Annotated in this window: 12 protein-coding genes; 5 read left to right on the plus strand and 7 right to left on the minus strand. The window is 59.6% G+C overall.

Annotation, left to right across the window (positions count from 1 at the left end; translation table 11 throughout):
* Nucleotides 1-82 precede the first annotated feature (82 nt).
* Complete coding sequence (locus ACUNV4_RS01700; protein ID WP_430876750.1) at nucleotides 83-1,489, minus strand: DUF1501 domain-containing protein; 1,407 nt, start codon at nucleotides 1,487-1,489, stop codon at nucleotides 83-85.
* 143 nt (nucleotides 1,490-1,632) lie between these two features.
* Complete coding sequence (locus ACUNV4_RS01705) at nucleotides 1,633-3,441, minus strand: DUF1800 domain-containing protein (protein ID WP_430876751.1); 1,809 nt, start codon at nucleotides 3,439-3,441, stop codon at nucleotides 1,633-1,635.
* A gap of 464 nt (nucleotides 3,442-3,905) precedes the next feature.
* On the opposite strand from ACUNV4_RS01705, the gene ACUNV4_RS01710 reads away from it, so the two are divergent.
* The 5 genes from ACUNV4_RS01710 (at nucleotide 3,906) to ACUNV4_RS01730 (ending at nucleotide 10,172) form a co-directional block, all read left to right on the plus strand.
* Nucleotides 3,906-5,978 carry a molybdopterin-containing oxidoreductase family protein gene (locus tag ACUNV4_RS01710; protein WP_430876752.1) on the plus strand — a complete coding sequence of 691 codons (2,073 nt, stop codon included), beginning with the start codon at nucleotides 3,906-3,908 and terminating at the stop codon, nucleotides 5,976-5,978.
* A gap of 108 nt (nucleotides 5,979-6,086) precedes the next feature.
* Nucleotides 6,087-6,641, plus strand: coding sequence for a YHS domain-containing (seleno)protein (locus ACUNV4_RS01715; protein WP_430876753.1), 555 nt, complete (start codon nucleotides 6,087-6,089; stop codon nucleotides 6,639-6,641).
* 30 nt (nucleotides 6,642-6,671) lie between these two features.
* The gene (locus ACUNV4_RS01720) at nucleotides 6,672-7,553 is read left to right on the plus strand and encodes a DMT family transporter (protein WP_430876754.1); all 882 of its coding nucleotides are present in this window, start codon (nucleotides 6,672-6,674) and stop codon (nucleotides 7,551-7,553) included.
* Nucleotides 7,554-7,862: 309 nt separating this feature from the next.
* Complete coding sequence (locus ACUNV4_RS01725; protein WP_430876755.1) at nucleotides 7,863-9,086, plus strand: ABC transporter substrate-binding protein; 1,224 nt, start codon at nucleotides 7,863-7,865, stop codon at nucleotides 9,084-9,086.
* Nucleotides 9,087-9,131: 45 nt separating this feature from the next.
* Nucleotides 9,132-10,172 carry a YVTN family beta-propeller repeat protein gene (locus ACUNV4_RS01730; protein WP_430876756.1) on the plus strand — a complete coding sequence of 347 codons (1,041 nt, stop codon included), beginning with the start codon at nucleotides 9,132-9,134 and terminating at the stop codon, nucleotides 10,170-10,172.
* Nucleotides 10,173-10,216: 44 nt separating this feature from the next.
* Here the strand turns inward: ACUNV4_RS01730 and ACUNV4_RS01735 are convergent, their stop codons facing one another.
* The 5 genes from ACUNV4_RS01735 to ACUNV4_RS01755 are packed head-to-tail and all read right to left on the minus strand — an operon-like array spanning nucleotide 10,217 to nucleotide 15,194.
* Entirely contained in the window at nucleotides 10,217-11,674 is a 1,458-nt protein-coding gene (locus tag ACUNV4_RS01735; protein ID WP_430876757.1) for a hypothetical protein, read from the minus strand.
* A gap of 58 nt (nucleotides 11,675-11,732) precedes the next feature.
* Nucleotides 11,733-12,605, minus strand: a complete 873-nt coding sequence (locus tag ACUNV4_RS01740; RefSeq protein WP_430876758.1) for a tetratricopeptide repeat protein — start codon at nucleotides 12,603-12,605, stop codon at nucleotides 11,733-11,735.
* On the minus strand, nucleotides 12,605-13,615 hold the full coding sequence (locus ACUNV4_RS01745; protein ID WP_430876759.1) for a VWA domain-containing protein: 1,011 nt from the start codon (nucleotides 13,613-13,615) through the stop codon (nucleotides 12,605-12,607). Before ACUNV4_RS01745 ends, ACUNV4_RS01740 begins: the two co-directional genes overlap by 1 nt.
* Nucleotides 13,612-14,700 (minus strand): VWA domain-containing protein, encoded by a 1,089-nt coding sequence (locus ACUNV4_RS01750; protein ID WP_430876760.1) that lies wholly within the window; start codon nucleotides 14,698-14,700, stop codon nucleotides 13,612-13,614. The genes ACUNV4_RS01745 and ACUNV4_RS01750 overlap by 4 nt, the downstream gene beginning before the upstream one ends.
* Entirely contained in the window at nucleotides 14,697-15,194 is a 498-nt protein-coding gene (locus tag ACUNV4_RS01755) for a DUF4381 family protein (RefSeq protein WP_430876761.1), read from the minus strand. The genes ACUNV4_RS01750 and ACUNV4_RS01755 overlap by 4 nt, the downstream gene beginning before the upstream one ends.
* Between the last annotated feature and the right edge of the window lies 1 nt (nucleotide 15,195).

The raw sequence follows: 15,195 nt of genomic DNA on the forward strand, positions 1-15,195 counted from the left end.
CCCGGCGTTAGACAGTCGATTCGCGATACGATCAGGGCGCCCGGTGGATCGAATCAGGTGAGAGGGCGCTCTGTAGTTCGAATCAGGTGAGCATGAAGCCCAGATCCTTCTCCGCAAAGTTCTGCAGATCCGGCAAGGCGTTGTTCAGATCGCTTTCCGAGACACCCATCCAGCGTGACAGGGTAGCGGCATACTGATTGACCGAGATTTTCGGAATGATGCGCCCGGCAAAACTGCCGTCTTCCTCACCGGCATCATCGGGGTTGTCGGAGTCGGAATAATCCGGCGTTTCCCCGATCACTCGGCCGCCATCGACGGCTCCACCGAACACGAAGCTGTGACCGCCCCAGCCATGATCGGTGCCGTTGCCATTGCTGCTCAGGGTACGACCGAAGTCGGACGCCGTGAACGTGGTGACACTGCCGGCCTTGTTGATGTCATCGATGGTGCCCTGAAAGGCATTGACCGCTTCATTCAGGTCCTTCAGCAGATCCGGCTGGCGCTCCAGCTGATCCGAATGGGTATCCCAGCCGCCCATCAAGACAAAGAACACCTGCTTCTGCATGCCCAGTTCCTCGCGTGAGGCGATCATGCGTGCCACCAGATGCAGCTGCTTTGCCAGCTTGTTGCTGCCGTTGTACTGCATTTGTGGCAGTTCATTGGCCCGCAGGGCAGAGTGCAACGAGGCGGTAGCATCGGAGGCACGACCCACCGCATTGGCAATGGCGCGCATCATCAAAGGGTTGCTGCTGGCCTGGCCCTGGGCAATCAGTTCGTTCAGGGTGCGGCCGACGTTGCTCAGTCGACGCGGTGGAATCCAGTCACTGATATTGTCGAATCCGTACATGCGTTCCACGGCAACGTCGGCATTCAATGTCACGTAGTTGGTACTGGCCGAGGCCAGCCAGTCGGTACTGCCGCCCATGGAAAAGGCTGGTGCTACCGGAATGCTGCCATTGCAGTTGGCGGCATGGGCACTGATGGCACCACCCCAGCCGAAGGAGGTGCTGCCGTTGACGATGCCGGCCCCGGTCTGCCACAGCTTCTGCTGCGTGTTGTGAGCAAACAGGGATTGCGGCAATGCCACGGTTCCCAGGTAATCGGACTTGGTGGTCGGCTGTATCAGGGTGCCGGTGTTGCTCAACACGCTCAGGCGCTGTTCGTCATAGAGTCGCTGGAAATCCGGCAGCAGATTGTGAAAGCCGAATTCACCTTGTTGCGCATCGCTGACGGCCAGCAGGTCCGATTCTGCCACTGCCAGCTCGTTGCGCGAGCCCAGGTAATCGTCGTAGCGGCTGCCACCGGGGACGAACATGTTGAATGAATCGGCACCGCCTGCCAGGAAGATGCACACCAGAGACCTGGCTTCATCACACTGCTCGGCATGGGCCTTGCCCGAACCTGCCATCATGGACACACCGCCACCCAGTGGCAGGGCTGCCAGAGCTTTCAGTAAACGGCGTCTTTCTTTATCTACCGGATTTCGCATGGTCTGTGTCGCAAGTCATCAGCCTCGTGGCAAGCAGGCTGTTGTTGGATCTGAAGGGTCTGCCAGCAAGATCGCTGAGGCTATGCATCAGCGGCAATGTCAACGCTGCTTGAGCGCTGCCGCTGGCCTGGCTGAATCGACAGCTAGCGCTGAACATGATACTGAGGCGTTGTCAGCACCATGAACAAGGTGTCCTGAACCGCTGCAAACCTGCCGGCGTCATCACTGCCCAGTGAACGCGCGTAATCGAACAGAGTCTGGCGCATGTCATCGGGCATCGAGCCGGCAAAGAAGATCAGGTTGTACCAGTCGAGTAGCGCATCAGGGTCGGTGGCCAGGTCGACCAGGGGTTGCAGGTCGATGATGGTGACCCGGGGGTTGTCGTCACTCAGGTCCGAACGATCATTGAAGCGGTAGACCTGATGGTGAAAGTTGTTGTGCGTCGAGGCCAGATTTGCCTCGGTCATGATCTGCATCTCCGGTGACAGCGTGCTGCCGCCGGGCACGATGGTGTGATCCGGCCGGTAGAAGTTGAACACGGAAGGGGACTGCAGGACTTCCTGTCCGGTCATCTCGTCAATGCGCGACAAGGTGAAGTTCGGCGTGTTGTGTACCCCTTCGGACAATGGTCCGGGGGTGCCATCCAGTGCTCTCCAGACGTGGGCCAGACGCATCACGGGCTCGCGCAGTTTGCCGAAATCCGGATCTTCGTTGTGACCATTGCGGGCTTCCTCATCCAGCAGGATGGCCTTGACCACAGCGGCCAGATCACCGCGTTCGCCGCTGCCGTTGTCATTGAAAACCGAGACGATACGCTGGATGTATTCCGGGCTGGGGTTGCTGGTGACCAGGCGCTGTATGAGCTGTCCGGAGATGAAGGGGCCGACATTGGGGTGCTGGAAGATGGTGTCCAGCGCGAAGGCCATGTCATCGCGTGTACTCAGACCAGCGGGAGCCACTCGGCCATTGAGCAGTGTCTTGCTGCCGGTATCGTGAAAGCGTTCGTCGGTGACCATCGGTGTGGTAAAGGTGTCGCCACCACCCAGGTTGTTGGTTTCCCAGGAGGTCACCAGATCATAGTTCCAGCCGGTGAACACACGCGCGAACTCTTCCACCTGGCTCTGGGTGTAGGCCGGGACAGGGTTGTCGGCCGGCACAGCCTCGCCGCGTTCGTTGAGTTCATAGAGACCGATGGAGAACAGTTGCAGGACTTCACGAGCGTAGTTTTCATCTGGCCGGATGTTCTCGGCGATATTGGCCTTTTCGTTGCGTACCATGCTCAGATACACCCCCATGACCGGGTGCAGAGTGACATCCTCCAGCAATTGGCGATAGTTGCCGAAGGCGTTGCGACTCAGCATGTCGTAGTAGTTGGCCATACCCCACTGGTTGTTGGCCAGCAGGTAATCCAGGTCGGACACCACGAAAATCTGACTCAGCGCAAAGGCGACCCGCTGCCGCAACTGGTCAGGCTCGTCCAGCACATTGTTCCACCAGGCTTCGTGGCGAGCGTCGCCCTGACTGCCGTTGCTGTTATTGCGGGTATACGGTTCGGTGAGCGAGACCGGCAGGTTCATCTGCTCGTCGATCCAGTCCTCGAACGTCGTGTCGCGCAGCTCGGCGATGGTCTCTGGCGTGGCGCCGAAGCTTGTCTGGGCCAGAAAGCGTGAAGCGGCGACATCCTGTGCGTCCAGATTCGACACGCTGCTCACCGGTGGCAGTTCGCCTGAAGGCCCGCCGTTGTCGGGTTCTTCCAGGTCCTCGCCGGTGGGGGTGCCACCTCCGCTGTTATCGCCGCCCGCGCCCGAGCCGTTGTCGATCACCACGCCGCTGTCGCTGCAGGCCTGCAGCAACAGGACCAGCGAGAACAGGATGGCCAGCCAGCCACGATGGTTCAATGAAGACGATGAAACGCGCTGGCGCATCTGGCGGTTTTCGTGAGGTCGTTGCATGGCGTGTGAAGACACTTCCCGAGGAAGGCGGATCGGTTGCGGCATAACGTACCAGATGCTCGCTGCAAGCGAGGTGGAAAGAAAACCGAAATGGCGGGCAAGTTCATGCATCGGCATGCAATGGCCGAGGTAATGAGATCTGCTTCACAAGCTTGCAGTCGGATACCGTTTGTCTGCCGGGTTGCGGAAGAATTCACGAGCTTGGCGGCTGCCATTGTCCGTGCATATCGGCGGACATTCTGGCACGGCAGAACCGTCAGTTGAAGCATGGTGCACGGCAACAGGCCGTTTGTTATCACTTTTTAACCCATGGTGCGGCGCAGCCTGGAGTGGGACGAACGGCTGAGCCTGACGGCTTCGCAATCATGAACTATTCGGTGGCGATCTGAGACAATGGTGATCAGTCGAGTTGTACGAGGCAGGCGTATCCTGTTGCGCTTGCCCTACCGGGAACAGGAAAAGCGATGTCAAGCCGAATGCGCAGTGTATGTCCACACGATTGCCCCAGTGTCTGTGCCCTGGATATCGAGGTGCAGGATGACAAGCGCATCGGCAAGGTCTACGGCGCCAAGGATCACAGCTATACCCAGGGCGTCATCTGCGCCAAGGTATCACGCTATGCCGAGCGCATACATCACCCGGATCGCCTGCTGCAGCCTCTGATGCGCAGATCGGGCAAGGGCTCATCCGGCAGCAAGGCCAGCGCCCGTTTCGAGGCAGTGAGCTGGGACGATGCGCTTGACCGGATTTGCGAGCGTTTCGAGCACATTCGTCACCATCAGGGGGCCGAAGCCATCTGGCCATTCCATTACGCGGGGACCATGGGACTGGTGCAGCGCGATGGACTGGATCGTTTTCGCCATGCCTATGGCACCTCGCGTCAACATTCGACCTACTGCGTCGCGGTGGCTGATGCAGGCTTCAGGGCTGGCGCCGGGATCAAGAGTGGCAGCGATGTGCGTCTCATGCACAAGAGTGAACTGGTGGTGGTCTGGGGCGGTAACCCGGTCAGCACGCAGGTCAATGTGATGCAGCATCTGGCTCAGGCGAAACGTGCCAATGGCGCAAGGCTTGTGGTGGTGGACCCCTACCGCACCAAGACAGCCGAGAAGGCTGATCTGCATCTGATGCTGAAGCCCGGTACCGACGGCGCATTGGCCTGTGCCGTGATGCATGTGATGTTCGAGGAAGGGCTGGCCGATCAGGCCTACATGGCGGACCATACCGACAAGCCCGAAGCCCTGCGACAGCACCTGGCCAGTCGGACGCCGGCCTGGGCGTCGGAGATCACCGGTCTGCCGGTGGCGCAGATCGTCGAGTTTGCGCGGCTGTACGGTACGACCCGAAAGTCCTTTCTGCGCATCGGTTATGGCTTCTCGCGTTCGCGCAACGGTGCCGTCAATCTGCATGCGGTGAGCTGCCTACCCGCGGTCTCGGGTGCGTGGCAGTATGAGGGCGGCGGGGCTCTGTATGGCAATGCCAGCATCTATGATCTGGATCGCACGCAGATTCAGGGGCTGGACATACCGTGTCGGACACGCAGGATGGATCAGTCACGCATCGGCCGGGTGCTCACCGGTGAAGCTCGCGAGTTGCAGGGAGGACCGGCCGTGCAAGCCCTGTTCGTGCAGAATACCAATCCGGCGGTAGTGGCTCCCGAGACTCGACTTGTATTGAAAGGGCTGGCGCGCGAGGATCTGTTTACCGTGGTACACGAGCAGTTCATGACGGAAACGGCGGAATATGCCGATGTCATCCTGCCTGCCACCATGTTCATGGAACATGACGATATCTATACGGCCAGCGGTCATACGCATATCCAGATTGGCCGCAAGCTGGTGGATCCTCCGGGTGAGTGTCGCAGCAATCATCAGGTATTGCAGGGCATGGCGGAGCGGCTGGGACTGACGCATGCCGGTTTCCACAGGAGTGAGCGCGAGTTGATCGAGAATCTGTTGCAGTCTTCCGGTCTGCCGGACTTCGATGCCATGGTTGCCAGTGGTGGCCATGACTGCGCACATGCCAGCTTCGAGGACGCCAACTTTCTCAACGGCTTCGGCACACCGGACAAGCGATTTCACTTCTCGCCGGACTGGTCGACGGTTGGTGATCATACCGCCGGGATGCCGGCCTTTCCGGATCACTGGGCGGTGATCGATGAGCCAACGGAGCAGCACCCGTTGCGACTGGTTGCCGCACCGGCGCGACAGTTTCTGAATACCAGTTTCACCGAAACGGATTCCAGCCGTCGCATGGAAAAGCAGCCGGTGGCCAGGCTCCACCCGGATGATCTGCAGCGCTATGGGCTGGAGGATGGTGCAATGGTGACCCTGGGCAATGAACAGGGAGAGGTCAGCTTGCAGGCCATGGCTTTCGACGGCGTGCAAACTGGCACGGTGGTGGTCGAGAGTCTGTGGCCCAATCGCTTCTTTGCCGGTGGTCTGGGAATCAATACCCTGGTCAGCAGTGAGCCGGCACAACCCGATGGCGGCGCGGTCTTTCATGACACGGCGGTGTGGGTGAGGGCGGGTGCATGATTCCGATCGGGTCTGCCCACTGCAGGGAGCTGGCAAACAGCAGAAGACGAACCTTTGAGGCATCAGTGAGTCTGATGCGGTCTGACCACAACGAAACCTGCGCCTGACATGACAACCCCGAATCCGCCTGGCGGCATGACCTCCCTATCTGCTCCGAGAGCGGCTCGGCCAATGGTATTGACCGGCGTACTCGGCCGGCAGTTGGCGACACTGGCAACAGTCATGGTTCTGTTGTTGGTGTCAAGTGCTGCTCAGGCGGCAGAGCCTGTCTCGAAATCCCGCCTTGGCGGTGTGGCAATCGGCGGACACGATGCGGTGGGCTATCACGAATTGCAGCGCACTCCACAGGCGCCGGCTGTCGAGGGCAGGAAGCGCTACACCGTAGAGTACAAGGGGGCCAAATGGCATTTTGCATCGGCAGAGAGCAGTGAACGCTTTCGCGCCGACCCTGAACGATTCACACCGGCGTACAATGGTTTTTGCGCCAATGCCCTGAGTCTCGGCGAAGGGCTTGTCCGCACCAATGGCACGCATTGGGAAATATTCGACGACAATCTGTATCTGTTCTATGCGGCGGCCGGTCGCGAGCGATGGACTGATGGCAACTGGAAGACGTTCAAGGAAGCGGCCGATGACGCATGGGGTGTGTTGTCGACGAAATAGTGGTACCACGCCGGTAACGGAGTTGCTCCGATGCCGGTATTGAGCGCAAGGACACGCGGCGACCTTCTGATTCTGCTGGCCGCATTGATCTGGGGGGTGGCATTCTACTTTCAGAAAGTGGCCATGCAGGATATCGGTCCGCTCTTGTTTCTGGGCATGCGCGGTGCCATTGCGGCGCTGGTCCTGTTGCCATTCGTCTGGCGCGAGCAACGCACTGATCTGCGACAGATGCGTCCCGGCAACGCGCGTATCTGGCCTTACGGTGTTCTGGCAGGCGTGGTTTTCTTTCTCGCCGGTGGCACACAGCAGACCGGTATCGTCATTGCCACGGTCACCAATACGGGATTTCTCACGGCGCTGTACGTGGTCGTGACCCCGTTTCTCTACTGGATCGTGCAGCGACAGCGTCCGGCATTGGCCACCTGGTTTTCTGCCGGGCTGGCCTTCGTGGGCGTCTGGGCTCTGGGGGGCGGCTCACTGGAGTCACTCAATCGCGGCGATATACTGGTTGCCTGTTCGTCGGTGTTCTGGGCCGTTCTCATCATCGTTTCCGGCAAGGCGTCGCGTCGGGCGCAGCCGCTGACATACACCTGCATTCAGTTTGCCGTGGTGGCCTTGCTGAGCATCATCAGTGCACTGCTGTTCGAGCGCGTTGAGATGGCTGCGCTGCGTGCCGCCCTGGTTCCCATCCTGTACGTGGGCGTTCTCTCCAGTGCCTTCACCTTCGGCATCATGGCGATTGCCTTGCAGGTAGTGCCACCTCCTCGGGCATCCATCCTGCTGTCGATGGAGACCGTCTTTGCGGCGATGGCCGGCTTCCTGTTGCTCGGAGAAAGACTGTCGGTTGCGGGGTGGGCTGGTGCCCTGTTGATACTCATGGCTGTGGTGGTGGTGCAGCGCACTCGCGAGTAGCCAATAGAGGTATTCCTGTTTGGTACCCATTACCCATGGCTGCGATGCCTGCTGTAAGCCATCATCTGGGCGTCGGATGGCAATAGTCACGACCTGGCAGACGAAACAGGCAGGAAGCGAAAAACTGCAGCATTGACGCTGGAGTCGGGTTCGTTCTCCTGGGGTGTCTCTGACAGGGGCAATCCGGACCCGATCCCGTTCTTCGGCAACCAGTGCAAGGCAGTCATCAATTCGACCATGAATCATCCCGAAAGGTCTTTCGCAAACCTGGCAAGCAGCATCGTGAACGGTCTGTCGAGTCTGTGCAGCATGTACAGACCAGGCGAAGTCCCCGGGTCTGCCGGTTTGACCTTGCTGGCCGCTGCATTTGTCGTGATGCCCGCTGTGCCGGTGCATGCACAGCAGAGCACTCTGGAAGTGGATATCCTTTATATCGAGCAACGTGTGGAACATCCACCGGTTCTGTCCAATCTGGTGAGCTGGCCGGAGGATGAGGGTGAACGCGGTGCCAGTCTTGCCATCAGCGACAATAACACCACAGGGCGTTTTCTCGGTCAGAGCTACAGGCTCGACGAATTGATTTTCGAACCGGACGAGTCTCCGGCGACACGCAATGAACGTATTCGAGAGAAGCTGGCGGAGGGGGCGCGGCTGGTGGTGGCCAATCTGCCGGCCAGTGATCTGACTGTCATTGCCACTCTGCCGGAAGCGGCCGATGATCTGATATTCAATGCGCAGAGCATGGATGGTGTATTGCGTAACGAACAGTGCCAGCCCAATGTCCTGCACACGATTCCCTCCCGTGCCATGCTCAGCGATGCGCTGGCGCAGTATCTCTACAAGCGCCAATGGGAGGAGGTGTTCCTGATAGAAGGCAACTCCGAGAAGGACAAGGCCTTTGCCGAATCACTGCGGCGCTCGATGACCAAGTTCAGCCTGGATATCGTCCAGAGCAGGACCTGGATCGAAGATGCCGACATGCGCCGCTCGGCATCCACCGAAGTGCCAGTGTTCACGCAGGCAAGGAGTTACGATGTCGTTGTCGTGGCCGATGAACAACAGGACTTCTCGCAGTACATTCTCTACAACACCTGGTTGCCGAGACCGGTTGCCGGTAGTGCAGGCTTGACCCCTGTGGTCTGGTCCCCTGTCATCGAACAATGGGGGGCTGCCCAGCTGCAATCCCGGTTTCGAAAGCTGGCCGAGCGTGACATGACATCCCGTGATTACAGCAACTGGGCTGCCGTACGCAGTATGGGAGAGGCGGTCACGCGTACCGGCTCTGCGCAGCCGGCAGATATCCTCGACTATGTACTCTCGGATGAATTCGAACTGGCCGGTTTCAAGGGAGCACCACTGAGTTATCGCCACTGGAATGGCCAGATGCGCCAGAGCGTGCAGCTGGTTCATCCCAAGGCGGTCGTTGCCACAGCTCCCATCGAAGGGTTTCTGCACCCGGTAACCGAACTGGATACCCTGGGACTTGATGAACCGGAAAGCCTCTGCGAGGGTTTTCAGCGGACTCGACAGTGAGCGGAAGGAAATAACTTGATGAAAAAACCACGGGAAGAACGAACAATGCAGGAATCTCCAGTGTCCGGAAAGTCCGGCGGCGCGCTGATGGAAGGTCGCCCAGGACTGTTGACACTGACTTCACTGGGTCTGCTGCTGAGTGTCGGCAGCGGTACCGTCAGCGCTCACTGGGCCTATGTCAGCAATGAAAAGGACGATACGGTATCGGTCATCGATACCGAAACCAATGAGGTGATCAAGACGATCGAAGTAGGCGAGCGGCCACGCGGCGTGACCCTGAGTCATGACTACACGCGCCTGTTCATCTGCGCCTCGGACTCGGACACGGTGCAAGTGATGAATCTGAGCGATGACTCGATCATGTTCGAATTGCCCAGTGGCGAGGATCCCGAGCAGTTCGCCCTGCACCCGGATAATCGGCATCTGTACATCGCCAACGAAGATGATGCCATTGCAACGGTCGTCGATATCGAAACCCGTCAGGTCGTCTCGCAGATCGATGTGGGTGTCGAGCCGGAAGGCATGGCGGTGAGTCACGATGGTAAATATGCCATCGTCACCTCCGAAACGTCCAATATGGCGCACTGGATCGATACAGCGACGCAAACCATCATTGCCAATACGCTCGTGGATCAACGTCCGCGGGACGCCGAGTTCACCCCTGACGACAAGGAGCTATGGGTGTCGTCGGAAATCGGCGGAACCGTCTCGGTCATCGATACGGAAAGCCGGGAGATCAAGCAGAAGATCAGCTTCGAGATTCCCGGTGTGACACGTGATCAGATTCAGCCGGTGGGTATGGAAATCACTGATGATGGCAGCACGGCCTTCATCGCGCTGGGCCCGTCGAATCATGTGGCGGTAGTGGATCGGGAGAGTCTGGAGGTGACCGATTACATACTGGTGGGTCGACGGGTATGGCATATGGCATTGACACCGGAACAGGACAAGCTCTACACCACCAATGGCGTCTCGGGTGATGTCACGATGATAGATGTGGCAAGTCGCAAGGCGGTGAAGACCATCAAGGTGGGGCGATACCCATGGGGAGTGACCATCCTGCCCAAGGACAGCATCCCGCAGTAGCTCTGTTGTTTCATTCCAGGCCTGACACATCGACTGGCTCAGATTTACAACTCCGGGAGTACCGTCGATTGCAGGCCTTGCTTTTTCTGTCCTTGTTCGCGTCGGAAGACGTTGATTTCCCGAACCCAGATCCAGACCGTCACGATCCCGGTCAACAGCAGCAGGACATGCCAGGGCAGTGATCGAGCGATGCCGCTGCCTTCCAGTCGCAACAGGAGTCTGTCGAGCACATTGCCCTCGAGAGCCAGGCTGGCCAGCAGGTCGGCGCGGTCGGGCAGGCCGACATTGATGCGCCGCGCCGGAATGATTGCCTGCCTGGCCGAATGGCTTGTCGTGTCGTACCAGGGCACGCGCACGGTATCCAGAAATACCGGAATGGGGCTCTGGGCAATCATGCGATAGTCGAAGACGGCGGTAGCCACGATGTGCTCACCGACCAGACGTTGAGAGCGGGACTGCCCGATCAGAGTGGTTGTCAGGGCACGGCTTTCCGGCGGCATGATATCCGGCAGGTGATTGGCAAGGACATCTCGGGCATCAAGGGTGATGGTTCTGAGTATCTCATCGCCGGCGGTGAGCTCTCGAGGGTCGCTGGACCAGCTGTCATCGAGATTGACCGAACTGGCCGGCAACCACCAGTGACTGCTGTCCACGGCCGGTTGAATCTGCAGGGTGTAGGGCGAGGACTGTCTGTCGAAGTCGGCTCGCTGCGTACGCGATCGAATCACGGTACCAGTCCAGCCGACAGGGTCGAGGACCTGTCGACCGGAACGCTGCGCAAACAGGTGATAACGCCAGGCAGTCAGGCGCCATGACGTCTGGTCGGCCAAGGTGTCGATGGTTCTGCGTTCGACAAATTGCTCCAGTACATCAAAGCCGTCGAAATCGGGCAGCGATATCCGTTCATCGGCAATGGGATGTCGGTGTCTGAGTTCGATATCGGCAATGATGTGCTGGCCGACCAGCGCTTGTATTGTCGGTACTGGCACCGGATCGTCATCGTGTGCGCCGAGTTGTACCGAACCGTCAGCGGTGCGCAGGCTCACATTGATCTGCAGATCGTCGGCATCCGCCTGCCACTGCGACTCTGTCGGTGTCTGTACGTCGATGGTGATGATATTCGACTGCACGAAATCCGTGACGCTGCCGGCCTGCAAGGGTCCGAGGATGAGTCGACCCTCGCGCCGCGGCAGAAGCTCCATCCTTCGTGATTTCATCTCGACAACCTGACCACTGACGACGGTGATGCGAGTACCCATGGTTTCGCGCAGCAGTTCCGTTTCCTGCAACAAGGGCGTGATATCCACAGGATCGTCCAGGCCGACCGCTTCGAGTTCGATGATGACACTGTCACCGAGATACACGGGCTCGAGGCTGCCAAGCAGGGTGATGCGCGGCGTGATTTCGGCGGCGCGGACAGGTCCGTTGAACAGGGCGAAGCACAGGCAGAGGCTGCAAAGGATGAAAAAGGCATGGACTGTCAGCCGAGTATGATGTTTCATGAGGTGCTCGGTCCACCGCTTGTGCCAGGGGAAGTCGGTTTACGCCGTGAGGGTTGCATCACCATGAGCTTCCACCTTCGGGAGCAGATTGTCCGGCCGCGTGACGGCGTCGTTGTTCCAGTCTGATGCGTCGCTGCAGGTACAGACTTGCATCGTGTTCGATCCGGTTCAACCACTGCGTGGTGGCCTGTTCCTTCTCCAGTTCGGTGCGACGCCCGGCGGCCTGAGATTCGCTGGTGGGTGAATCCGGTTCGGAACCACCGGAGGGTCTGCTGGCCGGCTGCGCATCGCTAGCTTCACCATCAAGGGCCCCGCTACCGTCATCCTGAGCGGATGGCCTTTCCTGTTCGCTGGCCTGTGCCCCCTGGCCAGCCCGGGCCTGCGAGCGCTCGTTCATGGATAGATCGCCGGGCTCTTCCGGTTGTCCTTCAGGTGCGGAATCACCGGCCTTGCTCTGCTCTTCGCCGGTTTCGCCAATGCCGCGCTCCTGCCGATCATCCCGGGTGTCGAGGCGTCCGATTTCCTCGCCTGAGGGCTGCCGGCCTCCTTGCTGCTGGTCCTGTGCTTTCGCCAGCAACTGACGCATCAGTTCGGCATTGTGCGAAGCATCCTCCAGCGAGGGATCCATCGACAAGGCGTGCTGATAGGCCTCCAGAGCCAGTTCGTGGTAACCCAGCTGGACGTAGCAGTTACCGAGATTGAATGCCGATACGGGGTCACTGGCACGGATGAAGGCCTCGGCGGCGCGCCACCATTGCTCCGAGCGGTACAGGGCAACGCCTTTCCAGGCCGGGTCGGTGAATATCTCGCTCGCCTGAGCATACTCTCCGGCCTGAAACAGCCGGTGCGCCAGCAGATTGTCTTGATCGGCGAGCAGCTGCGTGGCGGGGTGGAGCAGCAGGCCGATCAGGAGTAGAGAGAACCGGCGCATCAGCGTGCAGACTCCCGGGAAAACAGCAGCAGCATTCCGGGAATGGCGAGCAGCAGAAGCCAGTGTGACTGATCACGCCACACCAGGCTCTTCAGACCATCGTGTGTCGAGGCGGTGGCCTGCTGATCGAGATCGAGTGTGGTGTAATCGATCACCCCGAAACTGTTGGCTCTGACCGCACGACCGTTGCCGGCATCGGCCAACGCCCGGGCTTGCTTCCACTGCACGCTGTTCGTGTCGCGGGCACCCGGTGTCTGGCTCCAGCTGTCGCCGACAGGTTCCGCAGGGGTCTGTGACCCTGTCGTGCCGGGCGGCGGTGAGGATGAACCGAATACCAGCATGTCGACGCGATGACCGGCATCGCCGAGAAAGCGCGCGGCAGCGATACTGCCATTGCCGATACCGCCAGAATCGCCCAGTACGAGGATTCTGGCCTGGTGCAATCGGCTTTCTTCGACAACGGAGCTTGCCAATGACAGGGCGCGTGTCAGATTGGAACCGTCAAGCGGCACGATGCCGTATTCCAGCAGTGTTGCCTGTTCGTTGAAGACGGAGTGGTCGAAGGCCGGTGGTGCCACCAGAAAGGCATCTCCGGCAAACAGGATCAACGCAATCGGCCGGGCCGCTGCCTGATGCGACAGTTCCGTCAGTGCTGCACGCATCGCTGCCAGACGTGAGGGCACGGTATCGTTCAACGTCATGGAGCGTGAGACATCGGCCACAGCAATCCAGCCGATGCTGTGTCGCCAGGTGTCATCATCACTCTGGCGCTGGACGGGCTGACTCAGGCCTGCGGTGACGATCGATGCCAGTAGCAGCGGCAGATTGCAACGCGTGATGCGACGCCGGTCCGCTCCCAGATAGTCGAACAGGGCGGGTGACAGCACGCTGCGCCAGTGACTGTGCGAATGCCTCAGGGGCCACAGCAGGGATCCGATCAACAGCAGTGCTGCGGCAACCAGGCAGCCAGGATACTGAATGCTCCAGTCATTCCATTGCCAGGCGCTCATCGGGAGAACCGTTGCCGGAGGAGACTGCCGGGCGTCCTGTGCAGGCGGCTTTGCCGGGCCGGAGTCTCACGTGCCCGCTCTCGGGATATCCAGCGGATTGGTCCTCCGGTTCGCTGGCGGATTCGCTCGAGCATCGTTGCGTCGAGTGCCAGCAACAGCAGGCAGAACAACAGCAGTATCTGTGGCCACAGGCGCAGATCGTGGCGCAGGATCACTGGTGGGGCGGCCGCTTCCGCGCTCTCGAGTCTGTCGATGGCGCTGTAGACCTGCTGCAGATCTGCCGTGCTGCTCGCCCGAAAGAACTCTCCGCCGGCCAGTTCGGCAATACGCGCGAGTGTCTCTTCATCCAGATCGGCAGATTGCGCCGTCTGGTATCCGCCGCGTTCTCCATCGATGCTTCCCAGGGCGATACTGTGGATACGGATGTTCAGCTCATTCGCCAGTTCGGCGGCGCTTTCCGGTTCCACCGAACCGGCATTGTTGGTTCCGTCGGACAGCAATACAATGGCCTTCTGTTCGGCGGGATCTGCCTGCAGGGTCTTGATCGACAAGCCAATGGCGTCACCAATGGCGGTGGATCTGCCAGCCATGCCGATACCGGCGCTGTCCAGTATATTGCTCAATGCGTGCAGATCGAACGTCAGTGGTGAGGCGATGAAGGCCTCCTTGCCATAGAGCACCAGACTCAAACGATCTCCACTGCGTCGAGCCATGAAGTCCGTGGCCACCTGCTTGACAATGCTCAGGCGGTCGCTGATCTCGCCGTCCAGTGAGAAGTCCTGTCTATCCATGCTGCCCGATACATCAACGGCCAGAGCGATGGCGCGGCCGCTGGCTGGCTGTATCACTGCATCAGTGGGTATCCAGGGTTGTGCTATTGCACTCAGCAAGGCAATCCAGCAGATCCATGCCAGTCGTTGGCGAACATTCGCACCGCTGCGAGTCTGCATCGGCAGTGACTGCAAGGCTTCTTCCATCGAGGGCGGAATGTCGATGGCGGTCAGCGCCGGTCTGGTACGCAGACGCTGCAACAGCCATGGCAGAGGTAGCAGCAGAAAGATCCATGGCCAGCTGAAGTGGATCATGGCAGCCTCATGCTGGGCTGTGGTCGGGACGCATTGCGAGGTCTTGCCGGAAGTCGGCGAATCAGTCGCTCGATTCGAGTGCATGCTTCCTGCAACTCGGCGACACTCATCTGACCCGGCTTGTACAGCTCATCGCCGAACAGACGACCTTGCGCTTGCGTGAACCATTGCGTGTCAAAGGCATCGTCCAGCTCGGCCAGCCAACATCGGGCATTGCCGGAGATGGGGTATTGGCGATAGAGCAGAATCTGTCTGAGCAGTCTGGCCAGCGCCAGTGTCGCGACAGCCGGTTCCAGGAGGCGAGCCTGGCGCAGCTGAAACAGGGCATCACGACGCCATTGTTCGCGCATTCTGCGTCTCCGGTAATACAGGCCCAGCAATAGCATCAGCAGCATCATCAGATTGGCTGCGATCAGCCAGACGGAAGCAGCTTCGGGAGCCGGCGGCAGCTGGATATCGCGAAGCTGGCTGAGTATCTGTTCCGTTTCGTTCATT

It is taken from the genome of Granulosicoccus sp. 3-233 (assembly GCF_052681095.1).